At 47.4% G+C, this 22,610-nt stretch carries 22 protein-coding genes and 1 pseudogene; 12 read left to right on the plus strand and 11 right to left on the minus strand.

The features are described from left to right. Nucleotides 1-1,203: 1,203 nt before the first annotated feature. The 3 genes from ACR02O_RS23500 to ACR02O_RS23510 are packed head-to-tail and all read right to left on the minus strand — an operon-like array spanning nt 1,204 to nt 3,540. Nucleotides 1,204-1,587 carry a hypothetical protein gene (locus ACR02O_RS23500; RefSeq protein WP_444512383.1) on the minus strand — a complete coding sequence of 128 codons (384 nt, stop codon included), beginning with the start codon at nt 1,585-1,587 and terminating at the stop codon, nt 1,204-1,206. Then, nucleotides 1,580-2,635 (minus strand): hypothetical protein, encoded by a 1,056-nt coding sequence (locus tag ACR02O_RS23505; RefSeq protein WP_444512384.1) that lies wholly within the window; start codon nt 2,633-2,635, stop codon nt 1,580-1,582. Before ACR02O_RS23505 ends, ACR02O_RS23500 begins: the two co-directional genes overlap by 8 nt. Further along, the gene (locus ACR02O_RS23510; protein ID WP_444512385.1) at nt 2,632-3,540 is read right to left on the minus strand and encodes a ParA family protein; all 909 of its coding nucleotides are present in this window, start codon (nt 3,538-3,540) and stop codon (nt 2,632-2,634) included. The genes ACR02O_RS23505 and ACR02O_RS23510 overlap by 4 nt, the downstream gene beginning before the upstream one ends. A 181-nt stretch (nt 3,541-3,721) precedes the next feature. Here ACR02O_RS23510 and ACR02O_RS23515 point away from each other — a divergent pair, with 181 nt between their 5' ends. Further along, nucleotides 3,722-4,816, plus strand: coding sequence for a hypothetical protein (locus tag ACR02O_RS23515; RefSeq protein ID WP_444512386.1), 1,095 nt, complete (start codon nt 3,722-3,724; stop codon nt 4,814-4,816). 3,275 nt (nt 4,817-8,091) lie between these two features. Here ACR02O_RS23515 and ACR02O_RS23520 read toward each other — a convergent pair. Continuing rightward, entirely contained in the window at nt 8,092-8,748 is a 657-nt protein-coding gene (locus ACR02O_RS23520; protein WP_444512387.1) for an SOS response-associated peptidase, read from the minus strand. Between the two features lie 87 nt (nt 8,749-8,835). Between ACR02O_RS23520 and ACR02O_RS23525 the strand changes: the two genes are divergently transcribed. Next, the gene (locus ACR02O_RS23525; protein WP_444512388.1) at nt 8,836-9,321 is read left to right on the plus strand and encodes a LexA family protein; all 486 of its coding nucleotides are present in this window, start codon (nt 8,836-8,838) and stop codon (nt 9,319-9,321) included. Then, nucleotides 9,318-10,619: a Y-family DNA polymerase gene (locus ACR02O_RS23530; protein ID WP_444512389.1), complete on the plus strand. Its 1,302-nt coding sequence runs from the start codon at nt 9,318-9,320 to the stop codon at nt 10,617-10,619. The genes ACR02O_RS23525 and ACR02O_RS23530 overlap by 4 nt, the downstream gene beginning before the upstream one ends. A 157-nt stretch (nt 10,620-10,776) precedes the next feature. Here the strand turns inward: ACR02O_RS23530 and ACR02O_RS23535 are convergent, their stop codons facing one another. Next, on the minus strand, nt 10,777-11,265 hold the full coding sequence (locus tag ACR02O_RS23535; protein ID WP_444512390.1) for a DUF6933 domain-containing protein: 489 nt from the start codon (nt 11,263-11,265) through the stop codon (nt 10,777-10,779). Next, nucleotides 11,265-11,891 (minus strand): plasmid pRiA4b ORF-3 family protein, encoded by a 627-nt coding sequence (locus tag ACR02O_RS23540; protein ID WP_064023766.1) that lies wholly within the window; start codon nt 11,889-11,891, stop codon nt 11,265-11,267. Before ACR02O_RS23540 ends, ACR02O_RS23535 begins: the two co-directional genes overlap by 1 nt. A gap of 136 nt (nt 11,892-12,027) precedes the next feature. On the opposite strand from ACR02O_RS23540, the gene ACR02O_RS23545 reads away from it, so the two are divergent. After that, nucleotides 12,028-12,537, plus strand: a complete 510-nt coding sequence (locus ACR02O_RS23545) for a DUF1993 domain-containing protein (protein ID WP_444512391.1) — start codon at nt 12,028-12,030, stop codon at nt 12,535-12,537. A 521-nt stretch (nt 12,538-13,058) separates the two neighbouring features. Here ACR02O_RS23545 and ACR02O_RS23550 read toward each other — a convergent pair. The 3 genes from ACR02O_RS23550 to ACR02O_RS23560 are packed head-to-tail and all read right to left on the minus strand — an operon-like array spanning nt 13,059 to nt 14,972. Continuing rightward, the gene (locus ACR02O_RS23550) at nt 13,059-13,952 is read right to left on the minus strand and encodes a CE1 family esterase (protein ID WP_278210005.1); all 894 of its coding nucleotides are present in this window, start codon (nt 13,950-13,952) and stop codon (nt 13,059-13,061) included. Between the two features lie 45 nt (nt 13,953-13,997). After that, nucleotides 13,998-14,603 (minus strand): hypothetical protein, encoded by a 606-nt coding sequence (locus tag ACR02O_RS23555; protein ID WP_256612426.1) that lies wholly within the window; start codon nt 14,601-14,603, stop codon nt 13,998-14,000. A 42-nt stretch (nt 14,604-14,645) separates the two neighbouring features. Then, complete coding sequence (locus ACR02O_RS23560) at nt 14,646-14,972, minus strand: EthD family reductase (RefSeq protein WP_278210006.1); 327 nt, start codon at nt 14,970-14,972, stop codon at nt 14,646-14,648. A gap of 116 nt (nt 14,973-15,088) precedes the next feature. Here ACR02O_RS23560 and ACR02O_RS23565 point away from each other — a divergent pair, with 116 nt between their 5' ends. Continuing rightward, the gene (locus ACR02O_RS23565; protein ID WP_256612424.1) at nt 15,089-15,964 is read left to right on the plus strand and encodes a LysR family transcriptional regulator; all 876 of its coding nucleotides are present in this window, start codon (nt 15,089-15,091) and stop codon (nt 15,962-15,964) included. A 279-nt stretch (nt 15,965-16,243) separates the two neighbouring features. On the opposite strand, the pseudogene ACR02O_RS23570 reads toward ACR02O_RS23565, so the two are convergent. Continuing rightward, nucleotides 16,244-16,618: pseudogene (locus ACR02O_RS23570) on the minus strand (TMEM175 family protein); the annotation flags it as partial. A 188-nt stretch (nt 16,619-16,806) separates the two neighbouring features. Then, entirely contained in the window at nt 16,807-17,430 is a 624-nt protein-coding gene (locus ACR02O_RS23575) for a hypothetical protein (protein WP_444512392.1), read from the minus strand. Between the two features lie 256 nt (nt 17,431-17,686). Between ACR02O_RS23575 and traL the strand changes: the two genes are divergently transcribed. The 7 genes from traL (at nt 17,687) to traA (ending at nt 22,564) form a co-directional block, all read left to right on the plus strand. After that, nucleotides 17,687-17,968 carry a type IV conjugative transfer system protein TraL gene (gene traL, locus ACR02O_RS23580; RefSeq protein WP_444512393.1) on the plus strand — a complete coding sequence of 94 codons (282 nt, stop codon included), beginning with the start codon at nt 17,687-17,689 and terminating at the stop codon, nt 17,966-17,968. Beyond that, nucleotides 17,965-18,582, plus strand: a complete 618-nt coding sequence (locus ACR02O_RS23585; protein ID WP_444512394.1) for a TraE/TraK family type IV conjugative transfer system protein — start codon at nt 17,965-17,967, stop codon at nt 18,580-18,582. The genes traL and ACR02O_RS23585 overlap by 4 nt, the downstream gene beginning before the upstream one ends. Continuing rightward, nucleotides 18,569-19,453, plus strand: coding sequence for a TraK domain-containing protein (locus ACR02O_RS23590; protein WP_319960994.1), 885 nt, complete (start codon nt 18,569-18,571; stop codon nt 19,451-19,453). The genes ACR02O_RS23585 and ACR02O_RS23590 overlap by 14 nt, the downstream gene beginning before the upstream one ends. Nucleotides 19,454-19,462: 9 nt before the next feature. Continuing rightward, a complete protein-coding gene (locus tag ACR02O_RS23595) occupies nt 19,463-20,791 on the plus strand; it encodes a TraB/VirB10 family protein (protein WP_444512396.1) in 1,329 nt (442 codons plus the stop codon). An 18-nt stretch (nt 20,792-20,809) separates the two neighbouring features. Beyond that, on the plus strand, nt 20,810-21,574 hold the full coding sequence (locus ACR02O_RS23600) for a DsbC family protein (protein WP_444512397.1): 765 nt from the start codon (nt 20,810-20,812) through the stop codon (nt 21,572-21,574). Nucleotides 21,575-21,584: 10 nt separating this feature from the next. Beyond that, nucleotides 21,585-22,139: a TraV family lipoprotein gene (locus ACR02O_RS23605; protein ID WP_444512398.1), complete on the plus strand. Its 555-nt coding sequence runs from the start codon at nt 21,585-21,587 to the stop codon at nt 22,137-22,139. A 113-nt stretch (nt 22,140-22,252) separates the two neighbouring features. Next, the gene (gene traA, locus ACR02O_RS23610) at nt 22,253-22,564 is read left to right on the plus strand and encodes a TraA family conjugative transfer protein (RefSeq protein WP_444512399.1); all 312 of its coding nucleotides are present in this window, start codon (nt 22,253-22,255) and stop codon (nt 22,562-22,564) included. Nucleotides 22,565-22,610: the final 46 nt, after the last annotated feature.

Here is a 22,610-nt window from a genome sequence, read left to right on the forward strand (position 1 = left end):
GCCTGGATATTCGGCACAGCCGTTGGATTTGTGGACAGTGATGATGGAAGACCTCGGCTCACTTGCTGTGGCCGGATATTGGTCCTTCTCGGTATCGATGAGTTGAAGCTACTGATTGTCCATAACGGTTGAATGAACCTGGCCAACAAACTTGCCATTTTCGAAGCTCTTAAAACCTGCTGTGCAAGGGACATCGTGAAACACCCTTTCTATGCAAGCACATTTCATCGCCGTCCCACCTTAAAGGTTTTCACAATTTATCTTGAATAGGACTAAAACGCACATTCCCATGTATGCTTGGATCGGATCGGCGCTTAGATGGAACCGGTGGAAAACCTCACCCTTCGTAAGCGAGATGACCGTAACATGAAGCTGATGTGGTGGACTGGATGCGAAAACTTTTCCTCATCGACAGGTAACGGAGAAGCTCATCCTTTAACTATGTGCCAGTTCCTGAACCTCGTCCATGGCAGCCTCGAACACCCGCTCCGGCGCCGACGCCAACAAATCCTGAGGTCGACTGCCCCCAAAAAGCAGTTGTCCTTGTGAATCCAGTATGCTATTCCCATGCCACTCATATGGTATATAAAAACTCCAATGATCTTGGCTATGACTTTCATTGGCCACAAGCTTCACGCACTGTCCAGCCCGTATTCCGGAAAATAATCGACGCCGCCATGGTTTATCGCAAAAATCATTCCCTGCTTTTTCCATTTATTAGGCTGAGCACTCGGGGTTCGTGTACTCAATCCTACCAGTTGCGCGATGTTGGCGGCAGTCAACTAATCACCACTTTTCATTACAGCCTTACGTGCTCGCACATGCATGGCAGCCTCCTTAAGCATTCGTGGAGATGGTGGAATCGCGGCACCAAGACCTCGGCCAAAGTCTGGAAAACATTTAGTTCGATGTGACCGAACGCGACCACGGCAACGCAGCCTGCATACGAATTCTCTGAGTGAGCTTGAAGTTATTTGGGAATACAGACTAAGGTCGATATTCGCGGGTGGTTTGCAACGATGGCCATGCCCTACCCCATTGCGAAGATAATAGGGTTCTATAGTTATCTCTTATAACCTTAATACATCCCCTCTTCCAAGTAGGTCAACGGACTTGATCTAGAGTAAAGCAATGCACTTCATCACCTACACTTATCGCCGATCTTCTGGTAAACGAATGTTTCGGAAGAAACTCAACCCATAATCATTCAGGCTTTTGGAAAAAGCCTATTAATCGCCTGTTAATGGCCGCCCGAATAATTGTAGATTGATTGGCATTAAGACTGGGATTCTGTAAAGCTACTCGATGAGCTTCCATATTGATTTTTGCAACTAATTCGTCTGGAATACTGAATACATCTTGTGAATTTGGTTTGACAACCAATTCGGAAAGCAAAGCCCCTTCCCATCCATTCTTTGCTAATAAGGATTGTATTGCTTCGACAACCCATTTACTTTTCTGGCGCATGTTATAACCATCTGCCAATATCTTGGCTGGTAACGAAAATTTAAGAGTCGCTGGTAGCTTTACAGTGACTTTCCTAATTGATGCATTTGCCTTGATACCCTGGGGACGAACATCAGCCATTTTTTTCTATCCAATAGTCTAAAAATGTTGCAAAGGCTTTCTTTACACTTTTAGGATCATCCCAGTTAAGAGCCTTGAACTTTTCCAAATGATCGTCGTCGACGTTAGCTAGAACCAATGATTTCAGAGCATTTAGATTTGTCGTATGCCCCAGGGAAACCTTCGCCGTATTGCCACGCCCTCCTCTTTCACCAAACCATTGGCGAAATTGATGAGCTCTTTGGTGAGAGTCCGCTTTAGCTAATTCTAGTAACCTCGCAAACGATGCGTTTCCCTCAATAACGAATTGGATGACCTGCCTAACGTATTCATCATTTCGCGTTTGGACTACATTCATCCATTCATAAGCTTGGGATCTCGAAAGCCCTAAGGTATCAACCAAATCCCGCCACCGGACTGCCCTACCCTTTTCTTCTTGATGCGCTGAGAACTTTATCAGCCACCGTAATTTGTCACCAATAGATAAATCATCACGTTGAACATTATCGATGATACCCAAGCGTTCTACCGTTTGTGCTTGTGGTTTCCGTAAAAATACTTTTACGGTTATTCGTTCAACATGCAAGAGGGTTAAATCCGGCTCCGGATTGATTGTTAACTCATGAACCCTGTTTTCATGCTCATCTATGATGGTTTCCAGATGAAATAAACCAAAAATAGCAGCCATCGTTCGACGTTGCCCACCCATTAACTGAACGTGTTTTCCAGGCAATGCAAATGCAATTGGTGGATTAAGCAAACCAAATTCCTTTAAGCTCATCGCCAAAGTGATAATGCCTTCCAACTCCTCGGTTTTGTTCATTCGATACGGATCATCCTCTTGGATATATCCACGATAGATGTCACTAAGCGTTAAATGAAATGTCCTTGGCTGATCTTCCCATAGCTGAATATCTGCCAACGGTACTTGCCGTAGTTCGTACTCTTGCTGTTTTGCATTTTCAGCTGCCGCAATTTGCGCGGCTACTTTTGAGATCGTACCAGGTTGTACGCCTACTGCATTTCTTTTTAAAAGCCCCGGCTTTCTGGGTAGTCCTTCTTCGTTCATTTGAAGATCCTCTCAAAAATTACTTTGCAAAATTGTTCTGCCTCATTTCGAGCTGGTGTATTTTCGTGCATTTCAAAGAGTGATCGCGGGTTCGCAAAAGTCGAAGAACTATTTGCATAGGTTTGTAAATAACGCATTGGTGGGTAAATTAACTTGTCTCCTAATACTTCATTCTGAATTAGCTGTTCCATTGTTTTTCTTTGGGCAGCTGACTGTGGATCGTATTTTGTTGGCAGGATTCCAACCAATTGTAATTTATTGGTATCGCGCACCTGATTCTCGGCTTGCCATAGTTGTGCCATATCAGCCATGCCAGCAACGGAGTCTTCTTGCATTTCTGTCGGTATTAATAAGTGGGTGGCTGCACGCGCTGCAGATGCAGTTAATGCGGAGGTTTGGGGTGGGGTATCGACAATGACGAGATCGAATTCATCTTGGTAATACTCCATCGACAACATAGCCCTCATATGCTCCACAACGGCTTCTTGAATACTATTCCTCTCAACTTGTTCTAGAAATGATGTCAATTCTCTTTTGTGTGATGGGATAAAACTTAGAGTAGGGTGGTCCGTGGGGTAAGGCTCTGCGTATCCTAATCGGAAAAATTCTGCTATTGACCAATATCCTGGGGGTGCATACGGTAATTCATCCCAAGTCGGATCCTTAGGATCAAAATTTGGATGAAAAGGCGGTGTACCGCCGTCTTCCGTCATTTGTACAAATCTTGCGGAGAAATTGCATTGTGGATCAATATCAATGCCCAGAACTCGTTTCCCTTCACGGACGCTGTACTCTGTCAGTAGTTTCGACAAAGTTGTCTTTGCTACTCCGCCTTTATGATTACCGATTGTAAGTACTTTCAGTTTGGCGTAATCCGGTATAGTTGTGCTCTGTTCTGCTGCCATGTTGCTTTCACCCAATATTAGAGTCGTTTCCTAAGTGTCCGGTACCGGACAGTTTGATTACTAACTGTACTATACGCTTGATAGTACCACACAGCTTGGTGTATTGTACATTGACCATTTAGTATTTTACGATCATACTTGTTACTAGATATACCGTTTGAGACATATATTGGAGTTATGAATGGCAGCTTCGCAATCTAAAATGGACAGCTTCCTTGCTAAGCGAAATGCGGAGTCGAAACAACGGCAAAAGGATTTATTCGATGCTGAAAAAGAACAGGCAATTGATTTAGCGACGATGAACACAATAGTCGAAGAAGCTACACATACGCCGCCTGTTGAAAATCGAAAAAAAATAAAGGGTATCGGTAGAAAGTTAGTGAAGGCTGCTGATGCACGTTTGCTAGAAGCAGAGCAATTGGGTTTATTCACTTCATTGTCTGTTTCAGACACGAATGCCATCCCAACTCTTTTAGCACGTTTGCCAATTTTTGTTCCCATTCCAGCACGTTGTCAGCGCAACATGCTAGATAAAGATTTGGCATTCGCGTTTGAAACGCCATTTGGTCGGGGTAGACGTTTTGGACCACCAGTGACTATCGAGGACGAAGATGTTTTATTCGCAATGCTTCAGTTATCGGGTAGGCGCTTAATTGGGCAAGGATCAAAATTACCAGTTCCTCTTAACGATTCATCATGGCTAAACGATGAGCGGGGAAACCTAACTGTCCAGGTTATGATCGCAACAGTAGGACAGATCAACAAAGAACTTGGTATCAATGATTCGGGTCTGAATTACAAAGCAACTATTGAATCAATAAGAAGGCTTGCCCACGTCAGCATCGAACTGGAAACACGAAAAAAGGATTTATACCTTGGAGAAAGTTGGGATGGCCAAACGATCAGACTAGTCGATATTCAATGGCGTGCTTATGAAGAAGACGGGTTGATATTTGCTCAATTCTCACCTCTTATGGTTAAGTGGCTTAGGGAACAGGCAACCTTTCATAACTGGAAAATGCGCCGGAAGATATCCTCAGCAAACGGTAGGGCACTTTATCGTTTTCTTTGCACCCAAGGTAACTATTATAAAAAAGAACTTGAATACATAGCGGATGTGATCCATTGGCATGGCGATCGTTCCCGTTTACGGCCGCGTATGGAAGCAGTATTAAAGCAACTTCGTGACCAGTTTGATTGGTGCGATTTTGTCATACACGGCACAGGAAGAAGTGAACCTTTTGTTCTTGAATTTTCAAGGCGGCGGAAGAATTAAATGAACGAATATTTAGTTTTTCCGACCTGAAGAGGACCTCTTTGTAAGAACTGCTCTAATCATGAAATTTCTGAATCTGCCAAAACGTTAAATCCCTCGTTAACTTCAAACAGAGCAGAGCAGAGCAGGGCAGGGCATACGTTATATGTTTCAAAGCTACCGCGACCATCCGTTCGGTACTCTCGGACAATTCTGAATGCAGGTAACAGATACTTTATTTATTCGTAATACTGAGTAAGAACGTTATCAACTCTAGAAGTGTCCGGCACCGGACAAAAATTTTGACTTAAGAATTTCTTAAATTTCTACCCAATTTGACCTCGTCACCTGCCTGAAGGAAAGAGCATCCCTTGGCACTCCGGCTGCGACAGCCTGAGCACTACTGTGGGTTCTTGGCTTAAGACCTTAATCGCACGAGGAATCTCCGCACAAGCTAATCCGCCATGTCTTACCCGTAGTGCATTGATTGCACCGACCAGATACGCGATTTCTCTCAAACTCATTTCACATACATTAATTGCGCTTGAGTTAGCCCATTCTCTTTTGCGACACAGGAATAATTCCTACTGCTTTTTGGGTGGTGAAACACTGAACTGTCCGCTATACCAAGCCAGTTTGCTCAATTGTTGCTGGAACTCATACCAGCATTGATCTCGGATGCCCGTGTCTGGCCCTAACGCGCTTTCCCAGGGTTCCTTGGACAGTTTATGGATCTGCAGCCCTTCTATACACACTGTCGCGGCATATTAGCTGTCGCTTAAAGCAGTACCTATAAAGACAGCGGAAGCACTCCAATTGGCCTCAATTTTCACTTCTGCTTTAATCCACCTGCGGGGTCAAAGCAAAATTGACGCTGATGGCTAGTGGTGCCGAGGGCAATCAATATAGACTCCTGATTTTCGATCCTTGTATGGGTGAAAATCTTATCAACTAGAAGAAGTCACTTGGCAAGTCTGCTCAGTTGCTTTCTTCGTGTACTGAAACTACGGTGAACTAAAGGCTTGTTAAGTTTGGGTTAGCAGGCTGTTGAATTTATATCTTTGGTACTTTAGGGAGTCTATCCCTATTGGCACTCTTTGCAACAGTCAGCAATATTTTGTCAATTTTGCACTGCGCAAACGTCTATCCACCAGTTCTTCAACGGCGTGCTAATTAAGCATATCCTTCATGTAGCCCTACTACGGAGAAAGAAATTGAAATTTTATACTTCCTCGAGCTCTATTGAGTACGTAACTAGCTGATTTTAATTCACATACCAGCAAATTGAGCTCAATTGAATGGGTTAGAAAGTACCTTAATGTAGCAACACTACGGAGAGAAAGTAGAACTTGGGGCCATCGAAAATTCGATATCTCAAATTCCAGCACTAGTTAAATCAATGGGTTAAAGGTTAACTCCTCACGAATACAGCATTCATCAGAGGTTACCTGAGCTTGAATTTAGAAGATTCAATAATTCTTATGTGTAGCAATACTACGGAGATTTGATGTGATCCTTAGTTAAAATGTCCGGTGCCGGACAGAAGGTATCCTTATCAATAAAATCATACCAACAAAAAATTGCGCGGTTAAGAGGATCAAACAGAACTAATTCGCAACGAATTCGTTCTCGCCCCAACACTACTTTTATGTCGTACTACTACGGAGTAAGCAGCTGATATCGCCTAATTTTGCGGCAAATTGTCTCTTGGAGGTTGAAGTTCCTAAAATTTAGCAGGGTACCGCTGGGTTGAAATTGGACATTTCTTTATGTAGTGCTACTACGGTAGTAAGAAAAGTAGAGGTTGCTGTGCGCTATTTATGAGTTCGACATAAAGCTTATGGAGGCATACCAGGGTACACAGTCGTTATTATGGATTGGTGTCCGGTACCGGACATGACACCAAAAGAAATATCAGATAAGTAGGGTATTGATTTTCATGTAGCATGACTACGGTAAATAATTGGCTAAACCCCTGTAAAAACGCAAGGATACAAACGAACCTTAATGTCGTTATACTACGGAGAAAGAAGTGGGTTTTGTAGATAATTGTTGCGTTAGGCAGGGCAGGGCAGGGCAGGGCAGGCATCCTAATGTTGTAAGACAATTGCAGTCAACGCTTTTAGTCTTAGGGACTTTCTAACAACCTTTGCTTTTAGCAGAAACAGCAATATAACCTATTGATTTTATTCTGGTGTAATTAAGGGAAATAGATTTTTCGAGGTTTCCCTTGTATGAAGATGGATCGTAATTAAGGTAGGTTTGATGTCGCGACACTACGGATGATTCTGGGATGGGATCACCTTAAATGTCGAGTGAGGCGTTTAGCTTCATGTCGTTAGATTACGGAGTAAGAAATTAGCTGTAGAGCGATTAATTCATACTGCTCCGCAATATATTTCATGTCATCTTTGTGTTCTCCGAAATGGGTATTAAAGTCAACTCAAATTAGATTTAACGAAATTATTTTGGTTTTATCCGCCGATGACAGCGGCGGTACTTAGAAAGACTTAATTAATACTATAAAAAGACTATAATCTTAGTCCAACTGGTTTTCTTTATTTATTTCAGTGAGTTACCGTTTGAATTCGTTTATTTCATGTTACTTTAAAACGGAATAAACGGAGCGCTACTACGGTCTTGATGGTTAAAAAAAACGGGAATAGTGTTCGCAAACAACGAAATTAACGCAGTTTGAACACGGAATGTTGTGGATAACTATGATTGGCTGTTGATAACTGTTGCGCATTTCTCCGCTCCATGAGGAATTTGGATTGGAACTGAATCAATATCACAATAATTCGTTTGATAGATTGCTGATCTGACAATAAGGGCTTGTGGTGCTCAGAGTTCAAGAACAAATGCTTTGCCTACTTCATTGTTATTTTCATTTTCTTATCGAGCCGTTCTGTGGATTTTTCAAACCAACGGTTCCCTATGTACGATGATGATCGGCAGTTTTCCCAAAGGCATCTTGTTAGATTACGATTACATTAATTAGTCGACTGCAGTTCGGGACTTCGCCAGGCTTCTAAGACAAATTCCACCAATTCGGTAACGCATAAGCGAATTAGCTGCTCTTTAGCTAAATTTTCGCTTTTGATCTCCAAGGATGGATCTAGGCAAAAGTTTTTTGGTTTGTCTTCAGGCCAAAGCTTTTCATCACCCGCTGCAAAGGCCCCACTTCAGAATATCCACAGCGCCAATATTATTCTTTCCACGGCTATTACCTGCTTTTGACTTCTTTGATGAAAGTGTAGCGCCAACTGTGATTGACGCCAACATTGCGCGTTAGTCTAAATCGGGGCTATGCAACGCTCATCATCATGCCGAGGATTATTAACCCAATCGCCAACCGGTGTCGCAACCATGTGGGTGTAGGATGGTTTATCGAGTAACCCATAGACATCGTCCGCATTTGCAGCTTTGTTTAGCCAGTCGTGATAATGCTCCGGCGAAATGATCACCGGCATCCGCTCATGAATCGATTGCATCAATGCGTTGGCAGCGGTGGTGATGATGGTGCATGAATACAAGGTTTCGGCTTCGTGTTGCCACTGTTCCCATAATCCGGCAAAGGCGAAGGGCTGACGATCATTGCGGTGGATATGAAACGCTTGTTTGCCGTTACGGCGTTCCCATTCGTAAAAGCCGTCTGCGGGTATCAAGCAGCGTCGATGTTTGAACGCACTGCGAAACGAGGGCTTTTCCCGTAGGGTTTCCATGCGGGCGTTGATCAGGTGCGAACTGTTTTTACTGTCTTTGGCCCAGGAGGGCACCAATCCCCAGAACAGATTCACCGCCTTGCGCGAGCCATCATCGAGTTCGACGATGTTCAAAATCGTCTGGCTCGGGGCAATGTTGTAGCTGGGCTGAAATCGAATCGGCCTCAACACCTGAAAATGCTCGGCCAGTGTTGCCGCGTCAGTGGTCAGGCTGTAGCGACCGCACATGGCTGGCACTCGAAAAAAGAACAAATATAGAACAAATGCATTTTCGACGGTAGACTATGCAGCCCTAGAAGTTGCCATGGAGTGATAATGTCGAATCTGCCGTTACAGTTCAAGTTGAAGCATCGTGCGTTTGCTGGATTGCATCTGGATTACCCTGCCATCTTGACACCAATGTGGCCGCTGTCTGCATGCCGCTTGCCCTTATTCGCCAGCAAAGTCTCGGCGGGCTTTCCGTCGCCGGCGGCGGATTATGTCGACAAAACCCTTGATCTGAACGAACTGCTGGTGCAAAAACCGGCAGCCACTTTTTTTGTCCGTGCTCAAGGCGATTCGATGCTGGGGGCCGGCATCCATCCCAACGACATTCTGGTGGTGGATCGCTCGATAGAGCCGGTTTCAGGCAAAATCGTGATCTGCGCGTTGAATGGCGAGCTGACGGTCAAACGCTTGGTATTGGAAGACGAGCAATGGAAACTCCGTGCTGAAAATCCGGCTTATCCCGATTTTCCACTCCACGACGACCTGGAACTGGTGGTTTGGGGTGTTGTCACGAATGTGATTCATGCCGTGTGAGTGCCATTGTTACTCCACCAGCCAAGCTAATTGGCCTGGTCGATTGCAACAATTTTTACGTTAGCTGCGAACGGGTGTTTCGACCCGACCTGATCGGTAAGCCGGTGGCCGTACTCAGCAACAACGACGGCTGCATCGTCGCCCGCAGCAATGAAGTCAAAGCGCTGGGCATCAAAATGGGCGTGCCGTTGTTTCAGGTGCGGCAGTTGGTGGATCAGCATCAGATCCAGCTATTCTCGTCCAACTACTCGCTGTATGCCGATATGTCGGCACGGGTGATGTCGATTCTGGAAACCTTCGCGCCGACAGTGGAAGTCTATTCCATCGACGAAGCCTTTCTCGATTTCACCGATCTGTATCCTTGTCGCCGAGACCCGATCGCTTATGCCAATCAGATTAAACAAGCCGTGCAGCGACAGGTCGGGATTCCGGTCTGCGTCGGCCTGGGTCCGACTAAGACCTTGGCCAAACTCGCCAACTTTGCCGCCAAAAAATGGCCGCAAACCCGCGGGATACTGAATCTGTCCGATCCGCTCAGACGGGAAAAGTTGATGAAGATCGTGCCGATCGATGAAGTCTGGGGTATTGGTCGCCAGCTATCCAAGCAGCTAGATCAACTGGGCATAAGCACGGTTTGGGATTTAGCCCGGCAATCACCGCGGGAAATGCAACAACGATTCAGCGTGGTCATGGCCCGAACCATTATGGAACTCAACGGCATAAGCTGTCTGGATTTGGAAGAAATCGCCCCTGACAAACAGCAAATCGTCTGCTCGCGCAGCTTCAGCCGCAAACTGACCACGCTGCAAGAACTCAGCCCGGCGATGGCCGAATTTGCTTGCCGTGCCACCGAAAAACTCCGGCAGCAACACTCGGTAACCGGCTATGTCACTGCCTTTATTCGCACCAATCCGTTTACCGAACGCGAACCGCAAACCCAACGCGCCGCCAGTCAAAAACTCCAATTCCCCAGCCAGGACAGTCGATTGATTACGGGTATCGTCCAACAACTGCTCAAGGAAATTTATCGCCCCGGCTATAGCTATCAAAAATGCGGGGTACAGCTCAGCCAGATTCAACCGCAATCGGCACCGGAACAAGTTGATTTATTCGACAGCCATCAAAGCCGAGAAAGCCCGAAACTGATGCATGCTGTGGATCAGATCAATCGCCGGTTTCCCAAAGGCATTGCCATTGCCAGTACCAAAATCGACCAGACCTGGAAGCCTAAAGCGGAGAGGATTTCACAGCGCTATACGACGAATTGGGGGGATTTAGCTACGGTGAATTGCCGCTAGCAAATCAATTTAACCTGAATGGGTGATACTGTATTGCCAACTCCCCGCTATAAGGTGTTTGATCGAACTGTATACCCGCGCGACGTTCAAAGCGGCTAAGAGGTCGCGGCTCGGACTGATTCACCACTGATGTTGCGGACGCTCTAGGCCGAACAAATCATGCACTTCGTTGATGGCGCTGGAGGAAATCATGCCCATAACGACGCGATTCATTTTTTTTGATAATTTCCGGCAAACGGGGGCTGTGAATACCTTCATCTTCCAGGTGGCACAGGTAGAAAAAAGCCAGCTCGTTTAACGAGCCCAGCACTCCTCTGCTGTTGGTGTTGGCAAACCTGACTTCGGCAAAGTCGGTCATCAGATTTTGAATAAAGGTCTGCTCGAAACCTTCCTCGGCCAATACGCAATGCAGATAGGATTTAAACATTGGGATCAGCTGGGTAGCGTCAAGCTGGGGTACATCGGCAATTAAGAAATTGAAAAGCGTTTGGTCGTTGGCTACCAACAGACAGGGGCGACCGTCGATCTCGATTGGATTGAGGTGCCACGAGCAGAAATTAGAGGTTTCGACACTCGCATCGACCAGGTCGGTTTTTTTCAGCTTGAGTGCAGTTTGCAGCTTTTTGGTACAGCGTAAAACCAGCATTATTTGCCGCCCCAACGGTTAAACAAGATACGCATGATCGCTGCGTTGGCCAATCGCCGGTCAAATCTTTCAGGGTCAAAATCGCCGTCTGCCCATTCGAGCAAATGGGCGGCTTCTTCAGAATTCGGTTCCTCCTGCAGGACTTCCAGAAAATCGGCATAACCCTCCGGGCCGCCGACATCTTCCGGAGGACCAGAGCGTGCGCCATCCAATACCCAGGCGCCGCCTTTGGGATCGTTGTCTAAGTCGTTGCGAATCTCCTCGACGGTCACCAGGTGTTCCCAGTTATCACCCAAATCGTAGCGATAGAGCATAGTGTCACCGGTTGCCAGCAAGCGATTCAAATAGGCTTTGCGCTCGTCCAGCATATCGAGCTCATCGCCTGGGTCCGGCAGGGCATAAATCTTGTCTCGAATTTTAAACTGATGCAGGTGATAGTCGCTCCAGCCAAAGGCGGCCTGAATAAAGTGGTGTAACTTCGCCAAACTGATACGGCCATCGACTTCCAACCTTCGCCAGATCGGTGGGCGAATTTCATTAGGCCTAAGCTCGATATGCAGCGTGTACAAGCATGGTTGACTGGTACTGTTGGTGTGTTTCTTACGAACGGGCTTTTGCTCGACCATGTCGAATCTCGATATATTAATGCGCTGTAGTTTAACCCTACGGCAACCGAATTCGAATCGACAATATTGATCGCGCGTTTTGATAAAGCGGCTTACACTACCCACACGACTGATTCACCCGTGCAGGAGTTATCAGATGTCTTTATCCATGTTTGCCATTTCGGTTCCGCCCCTCGTCCGCAGTCTGACGCAATTGAGATCCATTCTGGAAAAAGCGACTGATTTCGCAGAGACCAAAAGGTTTGATCCGTCGGTATTGGTCAACGCACGCCTATATCCCGACATGTACCCGTTGAAGCGTCAGGTGCAAATTGCTAGTGACGTTTCCAAGGGTGCTGTTTCCCGTTTAGCCGGACAGGAGCCTCCGAAGTTCGACGATGTTGAAAACTCGTTTGCCGAGTTGATCAAGCGAGTTGATAAAACATTGGCGCATATCAACTCGTTTACCGCTGAACAAATCGATGGATCGGAAGCCACGACGATTTTGCTGCCCTTGCATGACCGTACATTGACCTTTACCGGCTTAACCTACGTGACACACTTCGTGCTACCCAATGTATATTTTCACGTGACTACTACTTACGCCATTCTGCGGCACAATGGGTTGGAAATCGGCAAGAAGGATTACCTGGGTGAGTACGGTTGATTGTGAATTAATTAGAAAGCTGACATCCATTTTGTTTGGCTGACGGTGACATTTCGACCCCATTTCTGCCGGTTGATATTCTACATTTCGGCCAGTCTGGGAAATCCAGATTTTGGAAACTGGCGGACTGCAAAGCAGCCGCTGGCGACCTCAACCAACCGGCCAAAACCGGTCGGTCGGGGTAACTTTCCAATTTAGTGAATTAAGGCAACCCGTGACCCAACCGAATGTCAGGTATTCGGCAAGCAAATCGACTTTATGACTGCGTCACTACGGCCAAACCCGCCGCTCGGAGTAGCTATCCGATTTTAATAATTAAGGCACCATGTAACCCAATCGGCTGTCCGGTATTCGGCTACGTTTTGGGTCGTCGTTTGATGGCTCTAGGCTCAATACGTCCAGGTCGGTTGTCAACCAACTGTTCAGCCACAAAAAGGAGCTGGCAGACCCGAGAGGAATCCGGGTGACCGTTTGCTTTCGGGTTTACCTTTGCACCCATTACGATTCATATGGAGCCAATTTCACTTTGCCCGTGGGCTAACTTGAGTCGCTGACACAAAAAACTCGACAATATCCTGACTTCGCTCGGGCCAATGTGAATGGATTTGATCACCTTCACAGTACAACGTTTTTACGCCCCCGGCACACCCTGAATAAGAGGAGCAACCATTTGCGATTTTATCCGGAATAGGATCACATTTATTACAAGCTGCCCACCAACCAACCGCTTGCTGACCATAACCAGGAAACAGGCGATCCTTGCTGCTGTGCATGATCATAACCGGCAAGGGCTCGGGGCATTTGCGGTCGCGTAAATCATCATACGCAACCCCTGCTGCGCTCGGCGCAATTGCACGTGGGATGTGTCGTGTGCCAGTCATAAACGCTAATGCCATTGCCGAAGTCCCTCCATCGGAATGTCCCGTAACATAGACCTGTTTTTCATCAATACACCACTTTTTGGCCATTAAACTGGGAATGGTGCCTAATTCTACGGTAGTGCTGGGCGATAATTCCGGGTGATCCGCATAGGCCACGATGAAACCGGCTTGGGTAGCAGGAAAAGTGAACCCAGTTGTTTTTTCGGTTTTAGCCCGATTCGATCCGGCCGGAGAAAATACCAGTAATAGTGGGTGGGCAACGGATGCATCATAATTGGCTGGTGTGCGGACATTGTATTTGATGCCATTTTCGGTTTCTTCACCATAAGTCTCTCCAGCGTCTCCACTGAGTTGATCAGCTTTGCAAAGACGTTTCAGCATCTCAGGTCGATACACGGCCTGCCCCAATTCTACCGAGTCGCCGCTATGATCCATCAAAAGCATGACAACCATTACTAATATCGGTAACCCGAATAGCACTTTCTGCCAAGAATTGGTTCTTAAAAGATAAACCTTTAATTGAGTCATATTCATAGTCATATTCCCCCTAAGTACGTTTGACTCGCCTGTACCATTCGATCATGCCTCAGGTGAGTGATTGGGCGCTTCCTTATTCGCTAACTTCATTACAATATAAGCCAGCAACAACAAGCTTCCGATTATCACAATCTGCAGCATATAGCTTTTTCCCGGAACCGATTCCAGGCCAACAGAGAACGGAATATGAGTGTCAAGACGCTTATCCTTGTCGACAATAGCGATGTGAGCCAAATAATTACCAGCACCATATTGACTAAAATCGACCATACTATCGAAAGTACCGTTTTTAACTTTTTTCGGCTGCTGATAAAAAACCCTTTGCCCTTCAGGTTCTTTGGTGATTTCGAATTCCACGCTGACATTGCGCAGACTTTTACCTTCGTAGTCGAACACCAAATTAGTTGGGCCGATTTCGGGAATGATGCTGCAATATTCCCGATCCCCTGACAGAGTCGGGGTATAGGCCGTGAAATGGACTCGTTCAAAACCAACCCTCGTAACGCAAGCATCGGCCTCGTCAGGCGCACCTCGATGCGCTTGGGCAATAGTTGGCATTAATCCGACCCAAAAGACAACAGGCAGCAGACCCATCCACCTAATGCGCTTGTAAGCCGCCTTTTTTAGTTTGTTGATAGAGTTAGGCATTGATTTGCCTCCACAGTGATTATGTTAAATCCGATGGTCGGATTAGAAATCAAAGGTTTCCACCTCGGAGATCAGAAACAACGGCTCACCACCGCTAGAAATCTCAACGGCATGCTGAGCTGTTTCTTGACCGCCTGGTGAATTCAGACAAGCCTTTAATTCGGCGAGGGATGGAAAATAAACCTCGGCAATTCGATGAAACTGCGCTGCAGATTTGTCTACATTGGAAAGAATCAATGAGGCGACAAATCGTGTTTTGCCGGCCAGCTTTTCGACCGCCATCGGCACATGCTCATCAGCATAACGACGTTCAAAAGTTTCTAAATCTGTTGGCGTAGGGTACATTACGATTAATTTTGCTGTTTTCATAGGAATATTGAATATTTAGGTGACTTGGTGTTTATATTAAATAATGAGTTAGGTAAACTGTAAAATACCATTTTTCTATCTAATGATAGGTTTAACCTATTAAAAAGGGGCAAGCTGTGGAAATGCAACAAATACGCTATTTTCTGGCCGTCTGCGATAAGGGCTCGTTCACTCGCGCTGCACAAGCAACCTATGTGGCCCAACCCTCCCTGACGCAAGCAATTAAGAAATTGGAAGATGAACTTGGCGGTGAGCTATTTAGCCGAGACCGCGGCGGATGTCGGTTGACGGCCTTAGGACGTTTGGTTGAACCTTCTATACGTGAAATAGTGCGCAAGACGCAAGCTGTCAAAGCTGAGGCTGTGCGTTTCAGCCGCTTAAATACTGTGCCACTTCGCATCGGCGTGATGACGACAATTGCCGCACACCATTTAAGTCCATTCTTCACTGACTTTCAGCAAGAACGACCCCATGTAGAACTGGAATTAGTCGTCGACAGTGAATGCAATCTATTGAATCAACTTGATGAAGATAGCCTGGATTTAGTTATCAGTGCACCAACATCCTTACTGGCAGAGCATTACCAGTCTTTAGAGCTTTACGAAGAACGCTATGTCGTTGTCTTCAACGACAAACACCGTTTCAATCAACTGCAACAAATTGATTTAGCGACGATACAAGCTGAACCTTACTTGGATCGCCTGAACTGTGAATTGCGTGAAACACTGAGGAGTGTGTGCCAGGGGCGGCAGGTCAATCTTTATGCTGCCTATAGAAGTAATAGCGAAGAGTGGATACTGAGTATGGTACGCGCCGGAATCGGTGTTGCGCTAATGCCGGAATTCACCATCACCAAAAATGCAGATCAGATTCGAGTTCGTTATCTGTCAGATCCGGAAATTCGTCGCACCATCTGCGCTATATTCCCGCCCACATCGGCCGCAAAACCCGAAGTGGCAGAAGTATTGAAAAGTCTGCGGATAGGTTTTTAAAAAATCACAGGTTAGGCAAAACTAAATCAAAAGTCCGATTATGGCGTTTAAAGGGGTTAGGAAACCTCTGATTATTGCAGTTTTTCAAGAAAAATTGACGCGCAAGCCATTGCTTTAATTGGTGCTGAACCAATCTGCCAGAAAGCCGCCATACATGTTTCTCAATAGCTGACCTTCAAATAGGCTTGAGCAGACCTTCACCAACTCAATTTATTGTTGAAGGTTACAATGAAAAGCCCAGTTTTATTTGGTCATTTGCTTGGCAAATCAAAAATCCTTTTAATATTCAGACATCACGTTCTCAATACGTCGATCTGGCACTAACCATAGCAATGCGACCAGCACATAAAGCCCTTGAGCTAACCATGGCGACCAAAACGTGCTTAGTGTCGCTATTAAGTAAATCAATGGTGAGGATTTACCCTTCCAGTCGCTACCGACAGATCTTTTTAATAGCGAATTTGTCCCTTGTGAAACGATGATGAGGTATTGTAATAATATATAAGCGATTGCTGCCATCAATAGAACCACTCCGTAAGCCATCGTTGGTATAGCCGCAAAGTGATTTTCCCCCATCCAGGCAGTTGTGAACGGAAATAACGATAACCAGAACAATAAATGCAGGTTTGCCCACAGTATCGAACCAGTGACTTTTAGCTGACTGACTGGTTTGGAGAAGTGCGACCGTCAAGTTTGGGTCGCCTTGTGACTGCCAGCTATTCAGATTGATCGGTCGAAAGCCGTCATTGAATTCCATTACCCGGAGGTTCCCTTTAGTGAAATTCCTAGCCTAGAATGCAAAAAGCCATTTTTTCCAAAGATATCGGAATTAACACTCCGAATCATTTTGGTGTGATTGAGATCGATATTTTCTCGAATTGGACCGGTAGCTTTTTACCCACTTCCTTACCAAGTTCAATAACAAGAAGTGGAATGTTGGGAAATCGATTCCGAAATCGGTTGATTGAGTATTCCGTGAAAGTCGAACAACAATTGATCTCCGTTACTAAGGTGACAGAAGCGAGGTCGTCAGGGCGCTTTACGTGTTGCGAATGCCAAATAGCTCGTTCGCGCTGACTTTCGAGAACCGATTTATAGAAAGTGTTTATAGGGAGATTACCGCTAAATGCATTCTGGCGGATGCCGGGAGTTGCAAAGAGATAATTGAGCAGCTTCGGTTCGGTATGGAACTGCGCCATTCCATCGCAGCCAAAAAACTCTGTTTTCGGCATGAAAGCATACAAATTCGGTATCAAGTTCAATCCGAGCCTGATCGATTCTGGAATTGCGCTGTCATTAGAATATGCTGTAAGCACATCTATGGTGTTGTCTTTGAAACTTATTAGCGCTAGGCAGATGTTATGTCCCTCGGCGTCATAATTGACTTTATAGCTCAACGCGCGATTTAACTCGGCGCGTTTCAAAGCAATTGCCATCTCGGCATCTTTTCGACCCCATTCTGCCATTGCCAATTTTCCCCGTCCAAATTTCCGCTACTCTAGCATTATTGTCTCTGGTGCCGCTGACTTTGGCAAAATAAAGATGGTATGACCTTCCAGGTGGGGGGAGTGCTTAAAATCATGGGCGACCTCTTTAAACAAAAAACCTGTTTATCACAAGCCTGATCCCCAAACCCGCTGGCAAAGTGCATTTTAAAAGCATTTAGCCAGCGGGTTTTAATTTGCGTTTTGTGCACAATAGCCACCAACACAGGAGGCTAGCATGGAACCTACCAAGATCCCCCGCTTTATCGATGATCCACCTATTCTGTTGATTTGGACCGCCCACGACTTGGTCATTGTAGTGGCCATGATGTTGCTTGGCATCTTCATCGATCATCTGTTGTATTGCTTGATCGCATCGTACTTCGTGATCAAGGCCATCCGCCGATTCACCGATAACCGGCCGAACGGCTTTTTGGTACACGCAGCTTACTGGGTCGGTTTACTACCAGCCAACGCGATATCGGTCCCTAACCCCTATATCAGGAAGTACTACCAATGAGGCTGAGTGTATTTTTACAGTCGTGGGGCTTTGTCCAAGCGGAAAACCGCCTGCACAGAATTTTGTTGATCGGTTTGCTCGCAACCAACGTCATCACGGCGTTCGCCGCGTTGCGAACGGAACGGACAGTGATCATGATCCCACCCAATCTGACTGAGAAGGTCGAGATTTCCCGGCAGGAGGCGTCTGCCCAAACCAAGGAAGCGTGGGGTCTATTTCTAGCGCAATTACTTGGCAACGTAACCCCCAACACACTGGATTTCGTAGGCAGCGCAATATCCCCATTGCTGTCATCGGACATCCATCGCGAAATCATCAATGCAATGAACGATCAGATCAGTGCTTTGAAGATTGACAAAATATCGACGTCTTTTACGCCGAATCAAGTTTATTTCGAAAAGGAAACCAACAAAGTGTTCGTCACCGGCCAGCTCATAACCAAAGGTCCAAACGATAAACCCGAATCATCCTTTCGCACTTACGAGTTTCAAATCGCGATTGTTAACTACAACCCGGTGGTGAACGACCTCGACGTCTATCAAGGGGAGCCTAAAACCAAAGAGTTTTTAGAAATGCAAAAGCAAATGGAGGCGTCCACACATGCAAATCCGTAAATGCGCGTTAATGATTGGCCTGTTTGGGGCAGCTTGTTGTGTCGTCGCCGAACCTCAGTCGGTAGACTTGTTAGCGGTTCCAGCCGACGTATTGAAAACCGGTCAATCCCAGGAAACAGCGCCTACCGGTACCGGCGGCATCGCCCCGCAAACCATCAAAGTATCGGCTGGGATCAATGAGATTATCACGGTGGCGCAAAACCACCTGAATCGAATTGTGACGCCGTTTCCCAGTCCTAGGGTAAGAACGGTCAGTCGCGCCGAAACGCAAGTGGAGGGCAATGTGGTCTATGTCGCCAGCAATAGCGAAGATCCGGTCACTCTATACATAACGCCGGGCGAGAACGAATCGCTTGCCATATCGCTGACGCTGGCGCCGAAACTGATTCCGCCCCGTGAGATTCGGCTTGAACTCGCCGGCGTCGAATATTCTCGCCTGACTCAGACGCAACCGGCAGCCAAAAAAAGCGGTAACGTCGACGATACGGTTCAACAAGAGCATGTCGCGCAACTGAAAGCCACCCTGAGAGAACTGGCGTTAATGCAAAGCCCCAATGGATTCAGTGGCCGCCCGGTATCGGCGAACGAAACCGTGTATTGCGACCAGCAGGGCATTCAAACTACCGTCGGCCAAGCCTTTGATGGACGCAATACGACGATCTTAATTGCAAAAACGGTCAATACCACCCCTCAGCGCATCGAACTCGACGAGCGTTCTTGTATTGGTCAGGGAACCGGGCTTAGCGACATTGTGGCGGTGGCGGCCTGGCCGGATGTGTGGCTGGAACCCGGACAATCGACCGAGTTGTTTGTGGTAGTGAAGCAACGAGGTCTAGCCGAAGAACAGATCAGACCGTCGGTCTTGCGATAAGGGCGGATTATGAAGAACACGCTACTTGAAAAATGGGACGCGCTCAATCCTACGTATCAACGAGTAATTGTCGTCACTACGATTGTTGCGACGCTGATGGTGGCAATCAGTTTGATGTTGGGCGATGCCCCGCCGCCGGTACAAAATGCCTCCAAAAAGGACGTTGCCCGGCATATCTTCACCGATGCAGATCCCAGGTCTTTAGGAATCGACGGTCTTGGGGCGCAAATTCGCAAACTCCAGGAGGATCAACATGCAATACGCTCTCTGCTGGACGGCGTAGTCGCCCAAAATAATCAATATCAAGCGTCCGATCAGCAACGGATCAAACAATTGGCCGATCAAACTGGTCAAACCGCTCAAACGCAAATCGAAGCGCTGAAAGCGGAAATTGATCGCTTGAAAACCGAAAACAAAGCCGAACCCTCGGGGGCTCAGACAGTGTTGCCTCCCGATGCCGGCGCAAAGTCCCACTCAGCCAAGGAGCGCGTCACCAGCGCCGACAATTTGTTTAATCCGCGGGCCTATCAAGACCCGGCGGCGATGCCTGTTGATCCGATTGCATCGAACCCGGCGCGGGACTCGGAGCGAAATGCTCTGCAAATCAGAGTGATCAAGCAAACGACCAGTACCGATCCTGAAACCAAGAAAAAGGTCGAAGTCGCGGAGACCAAAAAAGCCGAACAAGAAAGCGTCCTCATCCCGGCAGGCAGTATTTTATCGGGCAACCTGTTGAACGGTATGGATGCCCCAACCTCCAGTAGCGCACAGAAAAACCCATTTCCGGTGTTAGTGCGCTTGAAAGCCGACGCGATTCTACCGAACCGGTATACGGCCGACGTCAAAGAGTGTTTCGTGGTTAGCTCCGGATTCGGCGACTTGAGTTCGGAACGTGCCTACATTCGGGCGGAATCCATTTCCTGTGTACGCCAGGATGGCGGTGTTATCGAAGTGCCCTTGGATGCGTATGCGGTAGGCGAAGACGGCAAGGTTGGTATTCGCGGCCGCTTCGTCAGCAAGCAAGGCGCTTTACTGCGCAATGCGCTGTTGGCCGGCTTTCTGCGCGGATTCTCGGATATGTTTGGTCGGACGCAAACCCAGGTGCTGGCGTTAGCCGGACCCGCTGGCGTGGCCACAACCCCGTTTCAACGCTCCTTTAGCCAGGATTCGATAGAGGGAGGGGCCTTACGGGGAACCGGGTACGCCATGGAGCGCTTGGCAAATTATTACATCGACTATGCGGAGAACCTGTTCCCGGTGATCGAGATCGATGTGACCCGCAAAATCAATTTAGTCGTGCAACGCGGCACCAAGTTGCGGTTGCTTGAAAAAAGTTAATCAATGAATGGAGACCCCATGAAATTACTCCCTGCAATTTTCCTCTTAGTGGTGTCCAGTCTGGCTGTCGCCGGTCAACCACCCGTGGCAATTCCTGAAGTCTCGACACCGACCGAGGCCGCATTGTTTGCGAAAGGGGCCATTAACGCGATGAAGGCCTTGCCGATCGATGGCTTCAATATGGTAGAGGCGGGCGGCGAGACCTACTTCATATCCCGCAACGGCCGATTTGCCTTCAAGGGCCAATTAATGGATACCTGGTCGAAAACACCGATTACCCGGATCGAACAAGTCGATTCCGTGATGAATCGGATACCGCTAGCCGACATGAAACTCAACATCGACGAGCTCGGCCCGGTGCTGGTGGGCAAGGGCAAAACCCCGGTTGTGGTATTCGTCGATCCGCAATGCCGCTACTGCAAAAAGTTGCAACAGCAGCTGCCGGCACTCGCCGATCGTTACACCTTCAAGATTATCCCGATCGCGGTATTGGGACCGGAGTCGACGATTCTGGTCAACAAAATCGAATGTCTGCTCCAAACCAAGGACAAGGAAAAGGCGACTACCGCACTACTCAATCAGGACTACGCCGGGTTGCCGGAACAGCTTCCAGGCAGCTGCGACAAGGAGCCCATGCAGAAAGCGGTGATTACTTCCGCCATCTTGGGATTGACCGCGGTGCCGTTTGTTATTGCCCAGGACGGTCGTACCCACAAAGGCGCCCCGGACGATTTAGCCGGTTGGCTGAATAGCACTCAAAGCGTCTCAACTGCAAAACAATAAGGGGAAACGCATGTTCAGATCGGTTTTGTTGATCGTGTTGGTACCGCTATTCGGTGCTTGTACGCTGATTCCGGATTCGTATGGTTGTAAAGGGATGCCGGATGATCCGATTTGTATGTCCACCGTACACGCCTATCAAGCGACCGATAATGCGTTGCCTTCCGGTGAGGGAACTGCACCCAGCGAAGCGACCAAGCCGCAACCGGTGACCCTGATCGGCAGTGGCCGGGAACAATCGCCAGTGCCGCATATCGAGGATCCCACCCCGATACGCACGCCATCCGAAGTCATGAGAATCTGGATCGCGCCCTGGGAGGACAAAGACGGCGACTTGAACGTATCCGGTTATGTGTTTACCGAGATAGAGCCGAGACGTTGGATGATCGGCAAGAAATCCGTAACGCAAAATCCGCAATTGCGCGCCCTGCAAGTGGAACAACGTGAACCGCCCAAAAGGGATAAATTCGATCTGGATGGACTGGGGGACGGTAAAAAAATGGGGGTAGGGGGCGGCAAAATGCCGGAAGGATTCGAGTCGCTGTTAAAAGCAAAATCGCCGTTTTAGCAATCGAATAAACCACCAGGCGGTGAGTTAGGCGTTAGGTCGCCAACCGGGCGTTGCCGCGCCCGAGATTTGGGTTTAACGCCTATTTACTCACTTTTCTGAAAGGTATAACCATGAAACAAATGAAAAATCTGGTAAAGATCAAATTGTTGGTCGCCCTTGTCGCCGTGGCGGGAATGTTTCTGTTTTCCTCCGAATCGTTTGCCGGTACCGGTAGTACCGAATTCAACGCCGTGTACACCTTGTTGACCAACTGGATGCAAGGATCGTTGGGCAAATTGATTGCGGCGGCGTTTATCGTCGTCGGGTTGATCGCTGGCGTACTACGCAACTCCTTGATGGGTTTTGCGGTCGGTGTCGCCGCCGGTCTGGGTTTGTTCACCGCCCCTGGCATCATCAACGCCGTCGTTACCGCGACGTTGTAATCCTATCGATTCCGTAATCGATAGACCGTGATCTGGGTTTGGAATT

The organism is Methylomonas sp. PHL2-19 (assembly GCF_059331595.1).

Excerpts from the sequence above, each read along its gene's own strand:
- ACR02O_RS23500 (WP_444512383.1), bottom strand. The coding sequence starts at position 1,587 with ATGGCTGATGTTCGTCCCCAGGGTATCAAGGCAAATGCATCAATTAGG.
- ACR02O_RS23510 (WP_444512385.1), bottom strand. The coding sequence starts at position 3,540 with ATGGCAGCAGAACAGAGCACAACTATACCGGATTACGCCAAACTGAAA.
- ACR02O_RS23505 (WP_444512384.1), bottom strand. The coding sequence starts at position 2,635 with ATGAACGAAGAAGGACTACCCAGAAAGCCGGGGCTTTTAAAAAGAAAT.
- ACR02O_RS23590 (WP_319960994.1), top strand. The coding sequence starts at position 18,569 with ATGCAAATCCGTAAATGCGCGTTAATGATTGGCCTGTTTGGGGCAGCT.
- ACR02O_RS23585 (WP_444512394.1), top strand. The coding sequence starts at position 17,965 with ATGAGGCTGAGTGTATTTTTACAGTCGTGGGGCTTTGTCCAAGCGGAA.
- ACR02O_RS23550 (WP_278210005.1), bottom strand. The coding sequence starts at position 13,952 with ATGAATATGACTCAATTAAAGGTTTATCTTTTAAGAACCAATTCTTGG.
- ACR02O_RS23575 (WP_444512392.1), bottom strand. The coding sequence starts at position 17,430 with ATGGCAGAATGGGGTCGAAAAGATGCCGAGATGGCAATTGCTTTGAAA.
- ACR02O_RS23560 (WP_278210006.1), bottom strand. The coding sequence starts at position 14,972 with ATGAAAACAGCAAAATTAATCGTAATGTACCCTACGCCAACAGATTTA.
- ACR02O_RS23535 (WP_444512390.1), bottom strand. The coding sequence starts at position 11,265 with ATGCTGGTTTTACGCTGTACCAAAAAGCTGCAAACTGCACTCAAGCTG.
- ACR02O_RS23545 (WP_444512391.1), top strand. The coding sequence starts at position 12,028 with ATGTCTTTATCCATGTTTGCCATTTCGGTTCCGCCCCTCGTCCGCAGT.
- traL (WP_444512393.1), top strand. The coding sequence starts at position 17,687 with ATGGAACCTACCAAGATCCCCCGCTTTATCGATGATCCACCTATTCTG.
- ACR02O_RS23515 (WP_444512386.1), top strand. The coding sequence starts at position 3,722 with ATGGCAGCTTCGCAATCTAAAATGGACAGCTTCCTTGCTAAGCGAAAT.
- ACR02O_RS23520 (WP_444512387.1), bottom strand. The coding sequence starts at position 8,748 with ATGTGCGGTCGCTACAGCCTGACCACTGACGCGGCAACACTGGCCGAG.
- ACR02O_RS23540 (WP_064023766.1), bottom strand. The coding sequence starts at position 11,891 with ATGGTCGAGCAAAAGCCCGTTCGTAAGAAACACACCAACAGTACCAGT.
- traA (WP_444512399.1), top strand. The coding sequence starts at position 22,253 with ATGAAACAAATGAAAAATCTGGTAAAGATCAAATTGTTGGTCGCCCTT.
- ACR02O_RS23555 (WP_256612426.1), bottom strand. The coding sequence starts at position 14,603 with ATGCCTAACTCTATCAACAAACTAAAAAAGGCGGCTTACAAGCGCATT.
- ACR02O_RS23600 (WP_444512397.1), top strand. The coding sequence starts at position 20,810 with ATGAAATTACTCCCTGCAATTTTCCTCTTAGTGGTGTCCAGTCTGGCT.
- ACR02O_RS23595 (WP_444512396.1), top strand. The coding sequence starts at position 19,463 with ATGAAGAACACGCTACTTGAAAAATGGGACGCGCTCAATCCTACGTAT.
- ACR02O_RS23525 (WP_444512388.1), top strand. The coding sequence starts at position 8,836 with ATGTCGAATCTGCCGTTACAGTTCAAGTTGAAGCATCGTGCGTTTGCT.
- ACR02O_RS23605 (WP_444512398.1), top strand. The coding sequence starts at position 21,585 with ATGTTCAGATCGGTTTTGTTGATCGTGTTGGTACCGCTATTCGGTGCT.